Consider the following 16,552-nt stretch of genomic DNA (forward strand, 5'->3'; position numbering starts at 1 on the left):
ATATGGAGCTGCCTGATTTCGATACCCTGAAGTACTGGGCGCTGGCCGAGCCGGAGCGACTCGACGCGCTGCTGCACCAGCAGATAGAGACCCTGATCGCCCAGGTGGGACCAGAGCGGCAACGTCGGTTGCGAGGTCTGCAATTTCGCATCGACTGCCAGCGCCGCCTGGCAAGAAACAACCTCGACAGCTGCATCCGGATAGCCAACATGATGCATGACTCCGTCTACGCCATGCGCCAGCACATTCTGGATCTGCAGAACGAATCCTGTCAGGAAATGGCAGAGCCCCCGCTGCCGGATAATGTGATAGCGTTTTCCAGTTATCTGAAACGGAAATAATTAAAGGCCCTGTTCAAGATATAAAAAAACAGGGTTTTTATTAATTTGTTTCACCCCTTCTCAAACAAGTTGTTAAGCAAGTTGGGTGAATTGTTTTTTATTTGCTGCAAATATTCCCCGGGCGGCTGAATAATAGTGACCAGTGCCCGCAGTCCGATAGAGATGGATGAAGGTGTATTTATTTTGGGGTAATATCCAGACACATTTCATCTTGCTATGACTCAAAGGGATCATGAGAAGCATCACACCAGGAAGGGTGCTGTCGCGAGAGCAGCAGACGGAGATCACCCGGATCATCGTCAAGGCGGGCCAGATGCTGGCCCAGTTTGGGGCGGAGAGCCGCATCATCGAGCAGACCACGGTCCGGCTCGGCATGGCGCTCGGGCTGGAGAGCGTCGAGATGGCCATCTCTTCCAGCGCCATCGTCCTCACCAGTCTCTACCAGGGCAGTTGCGTCACCACCACCCGCCGGGTGCGGGAGCACGGCATCAACATGCAGGTGGTGTGCGAGATCCAGCGCATCTGCATCATGACGGAAAAGTCGCTTATCGGCGCGCGCGAGGTACGTCAGCGCCTCGAGGCCATCACGCCGTTCCACTATCACCCCTGGCTGGTGGTGCCCATGGTGGGGCTCTCCTGCGGTGCCTTCAGCCTGCTGTTTGGCGGTGACTGGCCCATCTTCCTGGTGACCTGCTGCTCGGCCTCGGTCGCCATGCGGGTGCGCCAGCTCATTGCCCGCCATCACCACAGCCCCCTCATCAACTTTGCCGCTACCGGGTTTATCGCCACCCTGCTCGCCTCCAGCGCCACCTTCTTCGGCTGGGGCGAACAACCCTATCTCGCCATGGCCGCCAGCGTGTTGCTGCTGGTGCCGGGGTTCCCGCTCATCAATGCGGTCTCCGACATGGTGAAGGGTTACTTCAACATGGGGCTGGCCCGCTGGGGCACGGCGACACTGCTGACCATCAGCGCAGCCATAGGGATCATTCTCGCCATGTCGGTGACGGGTATCTGGGGGTGGAAAGTATGAAGATCTTTGACGTTGTATCGACCCTGTTGATCGGGGCAAACCGGCTATCCATCAGCGCGCGGAACCATATCGGGATCATGCTCGCCATGTCGGTGACCGGTATCTGGGGGTGGAAGGTATGATGGAACTGCTCTGGTTGCTGGCCAAGGATGCCTTCTGGTCGGCCATTCCGGCGGTGGGCTTTGCCATGCTGTTCAACGTGCCGCCACGGATGCTCAAATATTGCGCCATGGGGGGCGCGTTGGCCCATAGCCTGCGTACCCTGCTCATCCACTACGGCATGCCCATCGAGTGGGCCACCCTGGCAGCGGCGACCACGGTCGGCTTTGTCTGTGTCTACTGGTCGCGCCGCCTGCTGGCACCACGCCCGGTGTTCAGCGTCGCCTCCATCATCCCCATGATCCCGGGCAGCTACGCGTTCAAGACCATGATCGCCATCGTCGAGCTCAATATCTCCGGGGTGACCATGGAGCTGCTTCAGAGCGCGGTGGAGAACGGCCTCAAGGCGCTCTTTATCGTGGGGGCCCTGAGTTTCGGTTTGGCGATTCCGTCTCTGGTCGTGTATCGTAACCGCCCCATTATATGAATGGTGAAGCGAGAAACTGATACCGTGAAGATTTCAATGATTGCTGCCCTCGCGAAAAATCAGGTGATTGGTAAGAACAACCTGATGCCTTGGCATATGCCCGCCGACTTGGCCCATTTCAAGCGGATCACCCTGGGCAAGCCGGTGCTGATGGGGCGCAAGACCTTCGAGTCCATCGGACGGCCACTGCCAGGCCGTCGCAATCTGGTGATCAGCCGCAATCCCGACTACCGGGCCGACGGCGTGGAGGTCATCGACTCGGTGGAGGCGGCGCTGGCGCTGCTGGCGGGCAGCGATGTGGCCGAGCTGATGGTGATCGGGGGGGGGCATCTCTACGGCCAGCTGCTGCCACGGGCCGAGAGGCTCTATCTGACCCGCATCGATCTGGCGGTGGAGGGGGATACCCGCTTCCCGGCCTTCGATGAGAACGATTGGTCGTGCATCGAGCGCGAGTCCCATCAGCCTGACGAGAAGAATCCCCACCCCTACTGTTTCGAGACCTGGCAGCGGCGCTGAGCCCTCTGATGCCATGAAGAGCCCCTTGCGACAGCCGGGGGCTTTTTTGTGCCCTGTTACTGCAAAGAGAAGGGGGCTGAACCGGCATGGCTGAAGGTGCCTGAAGCAATATCCGGAATGCGTGACACTAAAATGATTGGTGGTGTAATCAATAAACCATTCGTCGCCCCGATGGGCGCCGTCGTCCCCACCCTCTCTTTTCGCCTGCTGATAACGCCCTTTAATCATTAATAAAATGTGCTGAAAGTGCATCGCTACTGTGGCGACCCTGTCTGTTATAGGCGTTTTTATCGTGATTTAATGGATTTTTATGAATAAAAATAACCAATAAAAATCAATGGCTTAAATTTAACCTTTCCAGGCTAGCTTCAATTGGTTCTTTTGTTTGGGTGTGAAATTGCTTAGTGTTAAAAGTAATTGGCTCACGTTCGACGGTTTGCCAGGCAAGGCGTCGGCCAAGAAAAAAGGACAATATGACAGTCAAACTCGAGGTCAAATCCCTCTACAAAATCTTCGGCGATCAGCCGGATAAAGCGTTCAAATTGCTGGCGAAAGGGCATGATCGCGCCAGTATCCTGAAAAAGACCGGACAGACCCTGGGGGTCCAGGATGTCAATCTGGCCATCAACGAAGGGGAGATCTTCGTGGTGATGGGCCTCTCCGGTTCGGGCAAGTCCACCCTGGTGCGTCTCTTCAACCGGCTGATCGAGCCGACCCGCGGCCAGGTGCTGATCGATGGCGAGGACATCGCCGCCATCTCGGAGCGCGAACTGCGCCGGGTGCGCCGCAAGAAGATCAGCATGGTATTCCAGTCCTTCGCCCTGATGCCGCACCTGAGTGTGCTGGAAAATACCGCCTTCGGGCTGGAGCTGGCCGGTGTACCGCTGGCGGAGCGCCAGCAGAGTGCCCGTCAGGCGCTCCATCAGGTGGGGCTGGGACAGTGGATAGAGGCTTATCCGGATGCCCTCTCCGGCGGCATGAAGCAGCGGGTCGGGCTGGCCCGGGCCCTTGCCAATGACCCCGACATTCTGCTGATGGACGAAGCTTTCTCCGCGCTGGATCCCCTGATCCGCACCGAGATGCAGGACGAGCTGCTCAAGCTGCAGGCCAGCCAGCAGCGCACCATCGTCTTCATCTCCCACGATCTGGACGAGGCGATGCGCATCGGCGATCGCATCGCCATCATGCAGGATGGCCAGCTGGTGCAGGTGGGCACCCCGGACGAGATCCTCAACCAGCCCGCCAACGACTATGTGCGCGCCTTCTTTCGCGGGGTGGATCTGGCCCATGTGTTCAGCGCCCGCGATGTGGCCAGCCGCAAGCAGGTGCCCCTCATCAAGAAACACACCACCGACGGGCCGGGCAACGCCCTGCGCCAGCTCAAGGAGCTTGAGCGGGAGTTCGGCTACGTGGTGGATCGCAGCCGCCGCTTCCTCGGGGTCGTCTCGGTGGAGTCGCTCGGTCAGGCGGTCAGGGCCAAAGGCAGCCTGGAGCAGGCGTTGCTGGCGGACATTCAGCCCATCCTGGCGGACACCGCCCTCAATGAACTGATCAGCCAGGTGGCGGCCGCCCCCTGTCAGGTGCCCGTGGTCGAGGAGGACGGCACTTACCTCGGCCTCATCTCCAAGGCCAATCTGCTCAACACCCTGGACAGGAGTACCCCGGCATGAAGCTGATGAATCCCCATTTGTTGCTGAGCGGGCTGCTGGCCCTGGTGCTGCTGGCGAGCCCTTCCCTGCGGGCCGATGAGGTGGCGGCAGACCCCTGGAGCGCACCTGCGTCCACCGAGGTGTCCGATCCCTGGGGCAGTACCGACACTCAGAACACCGACTGGCAGAACCAGATCGAAGCCGCCGACACCACAACCGCCATCGACTGGCTGGATCCCTTCCAGCAGGCGCTGGTGCCGCTGGATACCTGGGTGGAAGGGGGCATCGGCTGGCTGGTGGAGAACCTGCGGCCGCTGTTCCAGCTAATCCGCGCACCGGTGGAGCTGACCCTGAACGCCATGACCCATCTGCTGCAGACGGTGCCCTCCACCCTGATGATGGGGCTCCTGGCCCTGCTTGCCTGGCAACTGGTGAACGGCCGCATGGCGCTCGGCACGCTCGTATCTCTTGTGGGGATCGGGCTCATCGGGGCCTGGTCCGATGCCATGGTGACCCTGTCCCTGGTGCTGACCTCGCTGTTCTTCTGTGTGCTGCTGGGGTTGCCCACCGGCATCCTGCTGGCCCGCAGCGAGCGGCTCTCCACCTGGACCCGGCCGCTGCTGGATGCCATGCAGACCACCCCGGCGTTCGTCTACCTCATCCCCATCGTGATGCTGTTTGGCATCGGCAACGTGCCCGGGGTGGTGGTGACCGTCATCTTCGCCCTGCCGCCCATGATCCGGCTCACCATGCTGGGCATTCGCCAGGTGCCCGCCGATCTGGTTGAGGCGGCCCACTCGTTCGGTGCCAGCCCCTCCCAGTTGCTGTTCAAGGTACAGCTGCCGCTCGCCATGCCCACCATCATGGCCGGGGTCAACCAGACCCTGATGCTGGCGCTCTCCATGGTGGTGATCGCCTCCATGATCGCGGTGGGGGGCCTCGGCCAGATGGTGCTGCGCGGCATCGGCCGGCTCGACATGGGGCTCGCCTCCATCGGCGGCCTCGGCATCGTGCTGCTGGCCATCGTGCTCGACCGCCTCACCCAGGCGATGGGGCAACCGGATCGCACCCGTACCGGCCGCTGGTATCAGCACGGCCCCGCCGCCCTGCTGCTGCGCCTGGCCGGTCGTGACAAGAAAATCGATTACAAAGGAGTAAATGCATGAGACCGATCACCAAAGGATTGACCCTGGGCACATTGCTGCTGAGTACCCAACTGCTGAGCCCGCTCGCCATGGCCAGCGCCGAGTTGCCGGGGGAGGGGGTTCGCGTTCAGCCCCTGCAGAGCTCCTTGCCGGAAGAGGCCTTCCAGAGCCTGCTGGTGAGCAAGCTGATGGCGCGTCTGGGTTACGATGTCCAGCCCGCCCAGGAGGTGGACTACAACGTGGCCTATGCCTCGGTGGCCCAGGGAGACGGCACCTTCCTCGCGTTCAACTGGGTGCCGCTGCAGGACAACAAGTACGAGCAGGCGGGGGGGGACAAGGTGTTCTTCCGTGAGGGCACCTATGTGGCCGGTGCCGCCCAGGGGTACCTCATCGACAAGAAGACCGCGACCCAATACGGCATCACCAACCTGGGCCAGCTCAAGGATCCCGAGGTGGCGGCGCTGTTTGACGGGGATGGCGACGGCAAGGCCGACCTCATCGGCTGCAACCCCGGCTGGGGCTGCGAGGGGGCGATCAACCATCACCTCGATGCCTTTGGTCTGACCCCCACGGTGGCGCACAAGCAGGGCAACTACGCGGCGCTGATCGCCGATACCCTGGCTCGCTACCAGGCCGGCAAGCCGGTGCTCTATTACACCTGGACCCCCTACTGGCTCAGCAGTGAACTGGTGCCGGGCAAGGATGTGGTGTGGCTGGAAGTTCCCGCCGATGCCCCGGATGCGGCCAAGACCCGTTTGCCGAACGGCAAGAACTACGGCTTTGCGGTGAACACCATGCACATTGTTGCCAACAAGCGGTTTGCCGAAGCCAATCCGGCCGCCGCCAGGCTCTTCTCCATCGTCAAGCTGCCGCTCAATGACATCAACGTGCAGAACGGCCTGATGAACAAGGGGCAGAACAAGCCGGCGGACGTGGAGCGTCATGCCGACGCCTGGCTCAAGGGCCACGAGGCACTGGTGAACGACTGGCTGAATCAGGCGCGCGCTGCCGCCATGTAATGAAGGGCGTTACATCACCCTTTTGCGCAAAGAAAAACGCCCGGCAGTTGCCGGCAATGCTGTTCAGATAAGCACTTTTTTGACTGATTATTCATAAATTGGATTTGAGTTGAGGGGGCAAGGCTGTGTCCAGTCGATCTTCCTCCAGCCTTTATCCAGCGGGGCTTGCAATAGAAAGAGGGAGGCATCATGCCTCCCTCGATTTTTTGTCCTGATACTACGTGGACTGGAACTCAAATTCTCTTAAGTGAACAGCATTGCGGCAGTTGCCGGGCGTTTTTTTGTGGGCGGGGCGCAGCACATGGCCGGGCCGGGGGATCAGATGCCGGAGCCGTCGCTCTCGCCACCTTCCTCATGCAGGCCGCACTCGCGCTTGAGGCCGAAGAAGCGGGTCTGCTCCTCGCTCATGCCGGGCTCCCACTTGGCGGTGGTGTGCACGTCGCCGACCGAGAGGTAGCCCTGCTCCCACAAGGGGTGGTAGGGCAGGTCGAACTCCTTGAAGTAGTAGAAGACGTCCTTGTTGCTCCAGTCGATCACCGGCAGGAACTTGAAGCGACCGCGCTGGATGGCCAGCACCGGCAGCTTGCCCCGGCTGCCGGACTGCTCACGGCGCAGGCCCGAGAACCAGGTGCGGGCACCCAGCTCGTTCAGGGCGCGGTCCATGGGCTCCACCTTGTTGAGCTGGTTGTAGCGGGTGATCCCCTCCACCCCCTGCTCCCACAGGAGGCCGAAGCGGGCCTCCTGCCAGGCCGGGCTGAGTTCGGCCCGGTAGATCTTGAGGTTGAGCGCGAGACGCTCGGTCAGTTCGTCGATGAAACGGTAGGTCTCGGGGAAGAGGTAACCGGTGTCGGTCAGCACCACGGGCACGTCGGCCCGCTCGCGGCTCACCAGGTGCAGCATGAGCGCCGCCTGGATGCCGAAACTCGACGACAGCACATGCTCCCCCGGCAGGTTGGCCAGGGCCCAGCGCACCCGCTCGGGGGCGCTCATGGCGTCCAGCTCCCGGTTGAGGGGGGCCAGCGCCTCGACCTGCTCCTCCCGGCCCAGGGCCAGCAGGGCGTCGAGGTCGAGCCGGCCGTCGGCGGTGCGCGCCAGCCGGGCTGTATCAGTCTGTTCAGGCTGCATAGAAGTCCCTCGCGGAGTCGATAACCGGGGCGATGATGCCGGCGCGAATGACAAAATCGCCGAAGCACTCGTCCGGGTTGCGATCCTTGGCCCAGCGGCCGATCAGGGCGTCCAGTTCGGCCAGGATCTGCGGCTCGGTGATGTTCTCCAGGTGCAGGCGCGGGATGCGGGTCCCCTCGAGGTTGCCCCCCAGGTGCAGGTTGTAGCGACCCGGCGCCTTGCCCACCAGACCTACTTCCGCCAGCATGGCGCGGCCGCAGCCGTTGGGGCAACCGGTGACCCGGAAGATGATGGCGTCATCCGCCAGGCCGTGCTTGGCCAGCAGCCCCTCGATGTCGGTGACGAAGGCAGGCAGCATGCGCTCGGCCTCGGCCATCGCCAGGGGGCAGGTGGGCAGGGCCACACAGGCCATGGACTGCTTGCGCTGCTCGCTCACGCCGTCATCCAGCAGACCGTACTGGCGCGCCAGGGCTTCGATGCGTGCCTTCTCGCCGGCAGGCACGCCCGCGATGATGAGGTTCTGGTTGGCGGTGAGGCGGAAGTCCCCCTGATGCACCTTGGCGATCTCCAGCATGCCGGTCTTGAGGGGCTTGCCCGGGAAGTCCAGCAGGCGGCCGTTCTCGATAAACAGGGTCAGGTGGTGCTTGCCGTCGATCCCCTCCACCCAGCCGAAGCGATCGCCACGGCTGGTGAATTCATAGGGGCGAACCGGCCCGAACTGGATGCCGGCGCGGTTCTCCACCTCGGCCTTGAAGGCCTCGACCCCCACCCGTTCAAGGGTGTACTTGGTCTTGGCGTTCTTGCGGTTGACACGGTTGCCCCAGTCGCGCTGGGTGCTGACCACGGCGGCAGCCACCTCCAGCACGTGGGAGAGCGGAATGAAGCCAAAGTCGCTCGCCTTGCGCGGGTAGGTGGTGGTGTCGCCGTGGGTCATGGCCAGACCGCCGCCCACCAGCACGTTGAAGCCCACCAGCTTGCCGTGATCGGCAATGGCCACGAAGTTGAGATCGTTGGCGTGGATGTCCACATCGTTGTGGGGCGGGATGACCACGGTTGTCTTGAATTTGCGCGGCAGGTAGTTGGAGCCCAGGATCGGCTCCTCGTCACCCCCCAGCTTCTCGCCATCCAGCCAGATCTCCACGTAGGCGCGGGTCTTGGGCAGCAGGTGCTCGGAGATCTTCTTGGCCCACTCGTAGGCCTCCTGGTGCAACTCGGACTCCACCGGGTTGCTGGTGCAGAGCACGTTGCGGTTCACGTCCCCCGCGGTGGCGATGGAGTCGATACCTGTGCTGTTGAGGGTCTGGTGCATCAGCTTGATGTCGCGCTTCAGTACCCCGTGGAACTGGAAGGTCTGGCGGGTGGTCAGGCGGATGCTGCCGTACATGCTGTGTTCTTCGGCGAACTTGTCGATCACCTGCCACTGGGCCGGGGTGATGATGCCGCCGGGCAGGCGGGCGCGCAGCATGACGTTGTGCAGGGGCTCCAGCTTCTGGGCGGCGCGCTCCGGGCGGATGTCGCGGTCATCCTGCTGATACATGCCGTGGAAGCGGATCAGCTGGAAGTTGTCGCCGTTGAAGCCGCCGGTGAGCGGGTCCTGCAGATCTTCGGCGATGGTGCCGCGCAGGAAGTTGCTCTCGCGCTTGAGGCGTTCGTTGTCAGCCAGCGGCCCTTCGACCGGTCCCGGAATAAGTTGTTTGCTCATCAATAGACATCCCTTTGATAACGTTTGGCACGACGCAATTCGCTCAGATACTCTTCTGCTTCCTCACGGCTCTTGTGGCCGTGTTCCGCAATCACTTCCAGCAGGGCTTCCTGCACATCCTTCGCCATGTGGTTGGCGTCGCCACACACATAGAAGTGAGCGCCTGCTTCCAGCCACTGGTAGAGCTCAAGCCCTGCCTCGCGCAGACGGTCCTGCACATAAATCTTGTTGGCCTGATCCCGGCTGAAGGCCAGGGAGATCTTGGACAGCAGGCCCGATTTCACATAACGCTGCCACTCCACCTGATAGAGGAAGTCCTGGGTGAAGTGGGGGTTGCCGAAGAAGAGCCAGTTCTTGCCCTCTGCCCCCTGTGCTTCCCGTTCCTGCAGGAAGGCGCGGAACGGAGCAATGCCGGTGCCCGGGCCCACCATGATGACGGGGGTATCGGGATTGGCGGGCAGGCGGAAGTTGTCGTTGTGCTCCACGAACACCCGGACCTCGGCATCTTCCGGCAGACGGTCCGCCAGATAGGAGGAGGCGCCGCCGCTTCGCACTGTGCCATCTTCCTGGGGGTAGCGCACCACGCCGACGGTCAGGTGAACCTCTTCTTCCACCTCGCTCTGGGCGGAGGCGATGGAGTAGAGGCGGGGGGTGATGGGGCGCAGCAGTGCGATCAGTTGATCGGCACTCAAGGAAGCCGGGAAGCGTTTCAGTACGTCCACCACTTGAGCAGAGGCGACCAGGGCGTTGACCTGGGCCTTGTCACCGGCCAGATCCTTGAGCGCCGGGTTGCCCGATATGTCAGCGAGTCCTGTGATAAAGCCGCCGTGCAAGCGGGTCAGCTCGAAGTGGCGGGTCAGGGCTTCCCGCAGGCTGCCATGGGGAGTGGTTTCATCGCCATTGAGGCCGGTCAGGGCCAGCACTTCACCCACGAGATCTGCGTCGTTGTCGAACCAGATGCCGAGGGCATCCCCGGGCTGATAAGTGATGCCGGACTCTTCCAGGTTGATCTCGATATGGCGGATGTCCTTGGTGGAATCGCGGCCGGTGATCTTCTGATTGACCGAGAGTCTGGCCGGGAAGGGGTTCTCCTTGTGATACTGGCTGTGGCCGACGGCGGCCTGCACCGAGCCCGCCAGGCTGGTGGTCGCGGCCCCTGCGGACAGGGTGGCGGCGACGGCCTTGACCGCCAGCTCGCCCCAGGCGCCTGCGGCTTCCTGATAGTCCACATCCAGGCTCGCAAGCTCATGGATGCGCTCGGCCCCCGCTTTTGACAGGAAGTCGTCGAAGTCCTTGCCGGTCTGGCAGAAGAACTCGTAGGAGCTGTCACCCAGCCCCAGCACGGCAAATTTGAGGCCCTCGAGTTTGCCAATCTTGCCCTTCTTGAGCTGCTCGAACAGATCGACGGCGCTCTCGGGGGGCTCCCCCTCCCCGTAAGTGCTCACTACCACCAGCAGGTGGTTCTCTTTCTTGAGCTGCTTGGGTTTGTAGTCCGCCATGGAGGTGAGGGTCACCGGCAGGCCGCGGGCCTCGGCCTGGGCCTTGATGGCGCTGGCCACGCCCTTGGCATTCCCGGTCTGGGAGCCGTAGAGAATGGTCAGGCTGCCGCCGGGAGCCGCGGCTTCTGCGCCTGCGCTCGCCACGGGCTGGACGCCCGCCTGGGAGAGGCCGTAGAGATAACCGCTGACCCAGGCCAGTTGCTGGGTATTGAGGGTGGTGAGAACTTGGTTGAGCTGGCGCTGCTGTTCGTCAGAGAGCGGGCTCAGGGTGGGGGCTGTCAATGGCATCACACATGTCTTCCATGGTCTGATTTTTGGTCAGGGTAAGGGGTGTAATGAATAACAACAAAGAATAAAAATATCTTCTTTATGCGATTTATGAATTTATAAAGCCAAAATCCATCTCAGCCCCGGGGCGCCCGTGATATAAAAATGGCCTTGCCGAGCCCCCTGTCCCGGGGATCTCTCATGCCCCAAGGAGCAACCATGTCCCGTCTCTTTCATGTCAACGCCTTCAGCCATCACCCCTTCGCAGGCAACCCCGCCGTGGTGGTGCTGGGGGAAGCGCGGCCCGACGCCGAGCTGCAAACCCTGGCGGCCGGGGCCAAGTTCCTGCTTGAGCTCGCCAGCGAGGAGGCGGTCCGCGCGCTCACCCCCGATTTTCACGCCCTGCGGGCGCTGCTGGGCCGGGGGATCATGGTGACGGCGCCATCGAGCCGGAAGGAGGACGACTTCGTCTCCCGCTACTTCGCCCCCTGGGTAGGAGTGGACGAGGATCCGGTGACCGGCTCCAACCACTGCGCCCTGGTGCCCTTCTGGGCCGAGCGGCTCGGCAAACGGCAATTGCGGGCCCGCCAGATCTCGGCCCGGGGTGGGGATCTCAGGCTGGAACTGCAGGAGGGGCGGGTGCTGATGGCGGGCCGGGCACTGACCCTGTGGCAGGGGGAGTGGCTGCTGCCGCCGGCCTGATAAGCGGCAAGTTGGTGGCGTATTGAAGGTTCGCCACCGGTTGTGTCCGTCATAAAAAACGCCCCGCAATTGCGGGGCGTTTTGATTGCCATGGACGGCAGCGTTTTGCTGCGGCCCTGTTTCTGCGGCGCTTACTTTTGTGGACGCAAGGCCGGGAACAGGATGACGTCGCGGATGGTGTGGCTGTTGGTGAACAACATCACCAGACGGTCGATACCGATACCCTGACCGGCGGTCGGCGGCAGACCGTGTTCCAGCGCGGTGACGAAGTCGGCGTCGTAGAACATGGCTTCGTCGTCCCCTGCGGCTTTCTGGTCAACCTGGGCCTGGAAGCGCTCGGCCTGATCTTCCGCATCGTTCAGCTCGGAGAAGCCGTTGGCCAGCTCGCGACCGCCGATGAAGAACTCGAAGCGGTCGGTGACGTCCGGGTTCTGGTCGTTGCGACGAGCCAGCGGGGAGACGGCGGCCGGGTACTCGGTGATGAAGGTCGGTTGCAGCAGCATGTGTTCCACGGTCTCTTCGAAGATCGCGGTGATCACGTGGCCCAGCTCCCAGCTCTTCATCAGCTCGATCTTCAGACCCTTGGCGACGGCGGTGGCCTTCTCAAGAGTGGCCAGATCGTCACGGGTCACACCCGGGTTGTACTTCAGGATGGAGTCGACCATTGAGAGGCGCTGGAACGGCTGACCGAAATCGATGGTCAGGCCCTCTTCGCCCTCTTTGGCGTAACGGATCCTGGTGTCGCCCAGGATGTCCTGTGCCAGGGTGCGCAGCATCTCTTCGGTGAGATCCATCAGATCGATGTAATCGGCGTAGGCCATATAGAACTCGAGCATGGTGAACTCGGGGTTATGGCGAACGGAGATGCCTTCGTTGCGGAAGTTGCGGTTGATCTCGTAGACACGCTCGAAACCACCGACCACCAGACGCTTCAGATAGAGTTCCGGAGCGATACGCAGGTACATGTCGATGTCCAGCGCATTGTGGTGGGTGATGAAGGGACGTGCGGAGGCGCCACCCGGGATGACTTGCATCATGGGGGTTTCCACTTCCATGAAGCGCTTGTCGTTCAGGAACTTGCGAATGCCGGCCACCACCTTGGTGCGGGTCACGAAGGTCTTGCGGGACTCTTCGTTGGCGATCAGGTCCAGGTAACGCTGGCGGCAGCGGGCTTCCTGGTCGGTCAGACCCTTGTGCTTCTCGGGCAGCGGGCGCAGGGCCTTGGTCAGCAGGCGGATGGTGGAGACGTGTACGGAGAGCTCACCGGCGTTGGTGCGGAACAGGGTGCCCTCGACACCGACGATGTCACCCAGATCCCACTTCTTGAACTGCTCGTTGTAGAAGCCTTCCGGCAGGTCGTCACGGGTCACGTAGATCTGGATCTTGCCAGCCATGTCCTGCAGGGTCGCGAAAGATGCCTTGCCCATGATCCGGCGGGTCATGATGCGACCGGCAATCTTCACCTGTTTACCCAGGGCGACCAGCTCGTCATTGCTCTTGTCGCCGAATTCGGCGTGCAGATCGCCGGAGAGGCTGTCACGACGGAAGTCGTTGGGGAAGGGGTTGCCCTGGGCGCGCAAGGCGGCCAGCTTGGAGCGACGCTCAAGCATCTCGTTGTTCAGTTCGAGAGTCTGGTCGACTTCCGGGGTGGTGGTTTGTTCAGACATGGTGATTCCTGCTGCTCTGTTTACAGGCCTGATTTCAGGCTGGCTTCGATAAACTTGTCCAAGTCGCCGTCGAGTACCGATTGGGTATTGCGGGTTTCGACGCCGGTGCGCAGATCCTTGATACGGGAATCATCCAGTACGTAGGAGCGGATCTGGCTGCCCCAGCCGATGTCGGACTTGGTCTCTTCGAGGGCTTGCTTCTCAGCGTTCTGCTTTTGAATTTCCAGCTCGTAGAGCTTGGCCTTCAACTGCTTCATACACTGATCTTTGTTCTTGTGCTGGGAACGGTCGTTCTGGCACTGCACCACCACGCCGGTCGGCACGTGGGTGATACGCACCGCGGACTCGGTCCGGTTGACGTGCTGACCACCCGCACCGGAGGCGCGGTAGACGTCGATGCGAAGATCAGCCGGGTTGATCTCGATCTCGATGTCATCATCGATCTCGGGGTAGACGAACACGGAGCAGAACGAGGTGTGGCGACGGCCGCCGGAATCGAACGGCGACTTGCGTACCAGACGGTGCACGCCGGTCTCGGTGCGCAGCCAGCCGAAGGCATACTCGCCGGTGAACTTGATGGTGGCGGACTTGATGCCGGCCACGTCGCCCTCGGAGCATTCGATGAGCTCGGGCTTGTAGCCGTGGGCATCACCCCAGCGCAGGTACATGCGCAGCACCATGTTGGCCCAGTCCTGGGCCTCGGTGCCGCCGGAACCGGACTGGATGTCGATGTAGCAGTCGGAACCGTCGTGCTGACCGGAGAACATGCGACGGAACTCGAGATCCACCAGCTTGGCCTCCAGCTCGTCCGCTTCGACAACGGCTTCGTTGAAGGTCTCTTCGTCTTCGCCTTCGACGGCCAGGCTGACCAGCATCTCGACGTCATCGACGCCCTGGGTCAGGGTATCGATGGTGCTGACGACGTTCTCCAGGGAGACGCGCTCCTTGCCCAGCGCCTGTGCGCGCTCGGGTTCGTTCCAGACATCCGGCTGTTCCAGCTCGGCATTGACCTCTTCTAGACGCTCTTTCTTGGCGTCATAGTCAAAGGTACCCCCTAAGCAGCTCGGTCCTCTCAGACAGCTCCTTAAGCTTGTTTAATACAGGATTGACTTCAAACATCGTGAAAACTCTCGGGGTCGATGTGATTTAAAAACGGGATATTCTAGCCAATTGCAGAAGGAATAAACAGGGTTGGCTGGCCTCGCTCTTTTTCCTGCTCCAATTTTCCGCAGCATTTTTAAAATTTCCGCGTAAAATATCGTCACTCACGCCATTCTCCGCTTCAGTTTTGCGCGGATTGGCCGCTAACAACACACAGTGCCACGCACTCCCGATTGATCCTGTTCCCGACCCCCACAAGAAGAAAACACGATGAAAAACCTATCACTCAAGCAGAAGATACTGTTGTCTGTGGTCATCGCCTTGTCACTGGTGATCCTGCTGCTCTCCTGGCAGAGCTACACCAGCCAGAAGTCCATGCTGCTGCAAGGCAGTCAGGAACAGGTGCAGCGCCTCGGCAGCCAGCAGGCCGCCAGCGTCAGCGACTGGCTCGCGGCCCGTCGTGACGTCATCCAGGCCCTTGGCAACAAGGCCGGTGCCGAGCCCCTCAACGCCCTGCAACAGGCCCAGGTGTCCGGCCGTTTCCAGCTCACCTATTTCGGTGAGGGCAGCGGCAAGATGCACGACTCCGACCCCTCCATCAACCGCGACGGTTACGATCCCCGCTCCCGTGGCTGGTATCAGGAAGCCATGGCCAAGGGCGGCATGATCGTCACCAAACCCTACCTCGACGTGGCCTACAACATTCTGGTGGTGACCCTGGCCCAGCCGGCCCAGGGCGGCGTGGTGGGGGGGGATCTCTCCATCGCCTCCCTGGTGGATGACATCACCAAGATGAAGCTGCCGGCGGACGGCTTCGCCATCCTGATGCACAAGGATGGCACCGTCATCGCCTACAAGGATGCGGCCAAGGCGATGAAGCCGGCCAGCGAGATCGACAACGATCTGACCAATGCCCTGATCGAGCAGAGCAAGGCCAGCAACAGCCTGGTGCCTGCTTTCTTCGACAACGAGGGGCGTGACAAGCTGCTGTGGGCGACGGACATTCCGGACACCGACTGGGAGCTGGTGCTGGTACTGGACAAGAGCACCCTGGAGGCGCCGCTCTCCTCCCTGCTGATGACCCAGCTCGGCCTGGCCCTGCTGGTGCTGGTGGGCAGCATTCTCGCCATCTCCTGGCTGGTCAGCCTGCTGCTCGGTCCCCTCACCAAGGTGTCCCAGGCCCTGGCCCGCATCGCCGACGGTAACGGCGATCTGACCCAGCGCATCAAGATCGACGCCAATGACGAAGTGGGCCAGCTCGCCGGCAGCTTCAACCGCTTCGTGGGCAGCCAGCATCAGCTCATCGCCAACATCCGTCAGCTTGCCAACGAGCTGAACGCCGATGCCGAACGCAGTCTGGTGACCAACCAGGCCGCGGTGGAAGAGCTGCAACGCCAGCAACAGGAGGTGACCATGGTCGCCACCGCCGTTACCGAGATGGCGAGTGCCACCATGGAGATCGCGGGCAACGCCGAGAACACCGCTGCCGCCGCCCAGCAATCCGCCCAGAGCAGTGAACAGGGCAAGATCCTGGTGAACCAGACTCGCCAGTCCATCAACAACCTGGCCGAGGAAGTGGGGCAGGCGACCGGCGTCATCGGCGAGCTGAGCCGTCACGCTCAGGCCATCTCCGGCATCCTCTCCACCATCCAGGGCATCGCCGAGCAGACCAACCTGCTGGCGCTGAACGCGGCCATTGAAGCGGCCCGTGCCGGCGAACAGGGTCGCGGTTTCGCCGTGGTGGCGGACGAGGTGCGGGTGTTGTCGCGCCGTACCCAGGATTCCACTCAGGAGATCCAGTCCACCATCGAGACCCTGCAACAGACCACGGCCCGCGCGGTGAGCCTGATGCAGACCAGCCAGGGGCTGGCGGACAACAGCGTGAAGGATGCCGACGCTGCCGCTGCGGCCCTGGAGGAGATAACCCAGGCCGTCAGCCTCATCTCCGACATGGCGGGCCAGATCGCCACCGCCGCCGAGGAGCAGACCCAGGTGACCGGTGAAATCACCCAGAACACCACCGCCATCAAGGATGTGAGCGACGAGATCACCGCTTCCGCCATGCGCGACCTGGATCAGGCGCACAACCTCAAGGGGCGTGCCACCAACCTGAACCAGCAGGTGTCGACCTTTATTTTGTAAGGAAGGTCAGGCCGCAATTTGAACCAGCTGGTGTTGGCCTTCATTCTGTAAGGAAAGGTCA

Annotated in this window: 15 protein-coding genes; 10 read left to right on the forward strand and 5 right to left on the reverse strand. The window is 61.9% G+C overall.

Translation table 11 applies throughout. The features are described 5' to 3' along the window. Positions 1 to 2 precede the first annotated feature (2 nt). The 8 genes from C2U47_RS14995 (at position 3) to proX (ending at position 6,286) form a co-directional block, all read left to right on the forward strand. Complete coding sequence (locus C2U47_RS14995) at positions 3 to 341, forward strand: DUF3135 domain-containing protein (protein WP_010675440.1); 339 nt, start codon at positions 3 to 5, stop codon at positions 339 to 341. Positions 342 to 573: 232 nt separating this feature from the next. Next, positions 574 to 1,371 (forward strand): threonine/serine ThrE exporter family protein, encoded by a 798-nt coding sequence (locus C2U47_RS15000; RefSeq protein WP_042014428.1) that lies wholly within the window; start codon positions 574 to 576, stop codon positions 1,369 to 1,371. Further along, entirely contained in the window at positions 1,368 to 1,493 is a 126-nt protein-coding gene (locus tag C2U47_RS23560; RefSeq protein WP_010675438.1) for a hypothetical protein, read from the forward strand. Before C2U47_RS15000 ends, C2U47_RS23560 begins: the two co-directional genes overlap by 4 nt. Further along, the gene (locus tag C2U47_RS15005; protein ID WP_010675437.1) at positions 1,490 to 1,957 is read left to right on the forward strand and encodes a threonine/serine exporter family protein; all 468 of its coding nucleotides are present in this window, start codon (positions 1,490 to 1,492) and stop codon (positions 1,955 to 1,957) included. The genes C2U47_RS23560 and C2U47_RS15005 overlap by 4 nt, the downstream gene beginning before the upstream one ends. Positions 1,958 to 1,981: 24 nt before the next feature. Further along, a complete protein-coding gene (folA, locus tag C2U47_RS15010) occupies positions 1,982 to 2,473 on the forward strand; it encodes a type 3 dihydrofolate reductase (protein ID WP_029314778.1) in 492 nt (163 codons plus the stop codon). Between the two features lie 473 nt (positions 2,474 to 2,946). Next, entirely contained in the window at positions 2,947 to 4,143 is a 1,197-nt protein-coding gene (gene proV / locus C2U47_RS15015) for a glycine betaine/L-proline ABC transporter ATP-binding protein ProV (RefSeq protein ID WP_010675435.1), read from the forward strand. After that, positions 4,140 to 5,288, forward strand: coding sequence for a glycine betaine/L-proline ABC transporter permease ProW (gene proW / locus C2U47_RS15020; RefSeq protein WP_010675434.1), 1,149 nt, complete (start codon positions 4,140 to 4,142; stop codon positions 5,286 to 5,288). The genes proV and proW overlap by 4 nt, the downstream gene beginning before the upstream one ends. Then, on the forward strand, positions 5,285 to 6,286 hold the full coding sequence (gene proX / locus C2U47_RS15025; RefSeq protein WP_010675433.1) for a glycine betaine/L-proline ABC transporter substrate-binding protein ProX: 1,002 nt from the start codon (positions 5,285 to 5,287) through the stop codon (positions 6,284 to 6,286). The genes proW and proX overlap by 4 nt, the downstream gene beginning before the upstream one ends. A gap of 318 nt (positions 6,287 to 6,604) precedes the next feature. On the opposite strand, the gene C2U47_RS15030 is transcribed toward proX, so the two are convergent. Genes C2U47_RS15030 through C2U47_RS15040 form a run of 3 tightly spaced genes read right to left on the reverse strand, consistent with a single transcriptional unit; the run spans position 6,605 to position 10,900 of the window. Beyond that, entirely contained in the window at positions 6,605 to 7,411 is an 807-nt protein-coding gene (locus C2U47_RS15030; RefSeq protein ID WP_010675432.1) for a phosphoadenylyl-sulfate reductase, read from the reverse strand. Next, entirely contained in the window at positions 7,401 to 9,113 is a 1,713-nt protein-coding gene (cysI, locus tag C2U47_RS15035; protein ID WP_010675431.1) for an assimilatory sulfite reductase (NADPH) hemoprotein subunit, read from the reverse strand. Before cysI ends, C2U47_RS15030 begins: the two co-directional genes overlap by 11 nt. Beyond that, positions 9,113 to 10,900: an assimilatory sulfite reductase (NADPH) flavoprotein subunit gene (locus C2U47_RS15040; protein WP_010675430.1), complete on the reverse strand. Its 1,788-nt coding sequence runs from the start codon at positions 10,898 to 10,900 to the stop codon at positions 9,113 to 9,115. Before C2U47_RS15040 ends, cysI begins: the two co-directional genes overlap by 1 nt. Before the next feature lie 198 nt (positions 10,901 to 11,098). Here C2U47_RS15040 and C2U47_RS15045 point away from each other — a divergent pair, with 198 nt between their 5' ends. Continuing rightward, on the forward strand, positions 11,099 to 11,581 hold the full coding sequence (locus C2U47_RS15045; protein WP_010675429.1) for a PhzF family phenazine biosynthesis protein: 483 nt from the start codon (positions 11,099 to 11,101) through the stop codon (positions 11,579 to 11,581). 131 nt (positions 11,582 to 11,712) lie between these two features. Here C2U47_RS15045 and lysS read toward each other — a convergent pair whose 3' ends face one another. After that, positions 11,713 to 13,248, reverse strand: a complete 1,536-nt coding sequence (lysS, locus tag C2U47_RS15050) for a lysine--tRNA ligase (RefSeq protein ID WP_010675428.1) — start codon at positions 13,246 to 13,248, stop codon at positions 11,713 to 11,715. A gap of 20 nt (positions 13,249 to 13,268) precedes the next feature. Then, positions 13,269 to 14,367 (reverse strand): peptide chain release factor 2 gene (prfB, locus tag C2U47_RS15055; RefSeq protein ID WP_102948437.1). Its coding sequence is split into 2 segments (ribosomal slippage): positions 13,269 to 14,291 and positions 14,293 to 14,367, totalling 1,098 coding nucleotides; the frame shifts between segments, so codons are not numbered across the junction. Positions 14,368 to 14,619: 252 nt separating this feature from the next. Here prfB and C2U47_RS15060 point away from each other — a divergent pair. Then, positions 14,620 to 16,491, forward strand: a complete 1,872-nt coding sequence (locus C2U47_RS15060) for a methyl-accepting chemotaxis protein (RefSeq protein WP_010675426.1) — start codon at positions 14,620 to 14,622, stop codon at positions 16,489 to 16,491. Positions 16,492 to 16,552: the final 61 nt, after the last annotated feature.

This window comes from Aeromonas sp. ASNIH7 (assembly GCF_002903485.1).
GTDB classification, from domain to species: domain Bacteria; phylum Pseudomonadota; class Gammaproteobacteria; order Enterobacterales; family Aeromonadaceae; genus Aeromonas; species Aeromonas caviae.

Excerpts from the sequence above, each read along its gene's own strand:
- C2U47_RS14995 (WP_010675440.1), top strand. The coding sequence starts at position 3 with ATGGAGCTGCCTGATTTCGATACCCTGAAGTACTGGGCGCTGGCCGAG.
- C2U47_RS15000 (WP_042014428.1), top strand. The coding sequence starts at position 574 with ATGAGAAGCATCACACCAGGAAGGGTGCTGTCGCGAGAGCAGCAGACG.
- C2U47_RS23560 (WP_010675438.1), top strand. The coding sequence starts at position 1,368 with ATGAAGATCTTTGACGTTGTATCGACCCTGTTGATCGGGGCAAACCGG.
- C2U47_RS15005 (WP_010675437.1), top strand. The coding sequence starts at position 1,490 with ATGATGGAACTGCTCTGGTTGCTGGCCAAGGATGCCTTCTGGTCGGCC.
- proV (WP_010675435.1), top strand. The coding sequence starts at position 2,947 with ATGACAGTCAAACTCGAGGTCAAATCCCTCTACAAAATCTTCGGCGAT.
- proW (WP_010675434.1), top strand. The coding sequence starts at position 4,140 with ATGAAGCTGATGAATCCCCATTTGTTGCTGAGCGGGCTGCTGGCCCTG.
- proX (WP_010675433.1), top strand. The coding sequence starts at position 5,285 with ATGAGACCGATCACCAAAGGATTGACCCTGGGCACATTGCTGCTGAGT.
- C2U47_RS15030 (WP_010675432.1), bottom strand. The coding sequence starts at position 7,411 with ATGCAGCCTGAACAGACTGATACAGCCCGGCTGGCGCGCACCGCCGAC.
- cysI (WP_010675431.1), bottom strand. The coding sequence starts at position 9,113 with ATGAGCAAACAACTTATTCCGGGACCGGTCGAAGGGCCGCTGGCTGAC.
- C2U47_RS15040 (WP_010675430.1), bottom strand. The coding sequence starts at position 10,900 with ATGCCATTGACAGCCCCCACCCTGAGCCCGCTCTCTGACGAACAGCAG.
- C2U47_RS15045 (WP_010675429.1), top strand. The coding sequence starts at position 11,099 with ATGTCCCGTCTCTTTCATGTCAACGCCTTCAGCCATCACCCCTTCGCA.
- lysS (WP_010675428.1), bottom strand. The coding sequence starts at position 13,248 with ATGTCTGAACAAACCACCACCCCGGAAGTCGACCAGACTCTCGAACTG.
- C2U47_RS15060 (WP_010675426.1), top strand. The coding sequence starts at position 14,620 with ATGAAAAACCTATCACTCAAGCAGAAGATACTGTTGTCTGTGGTCATC.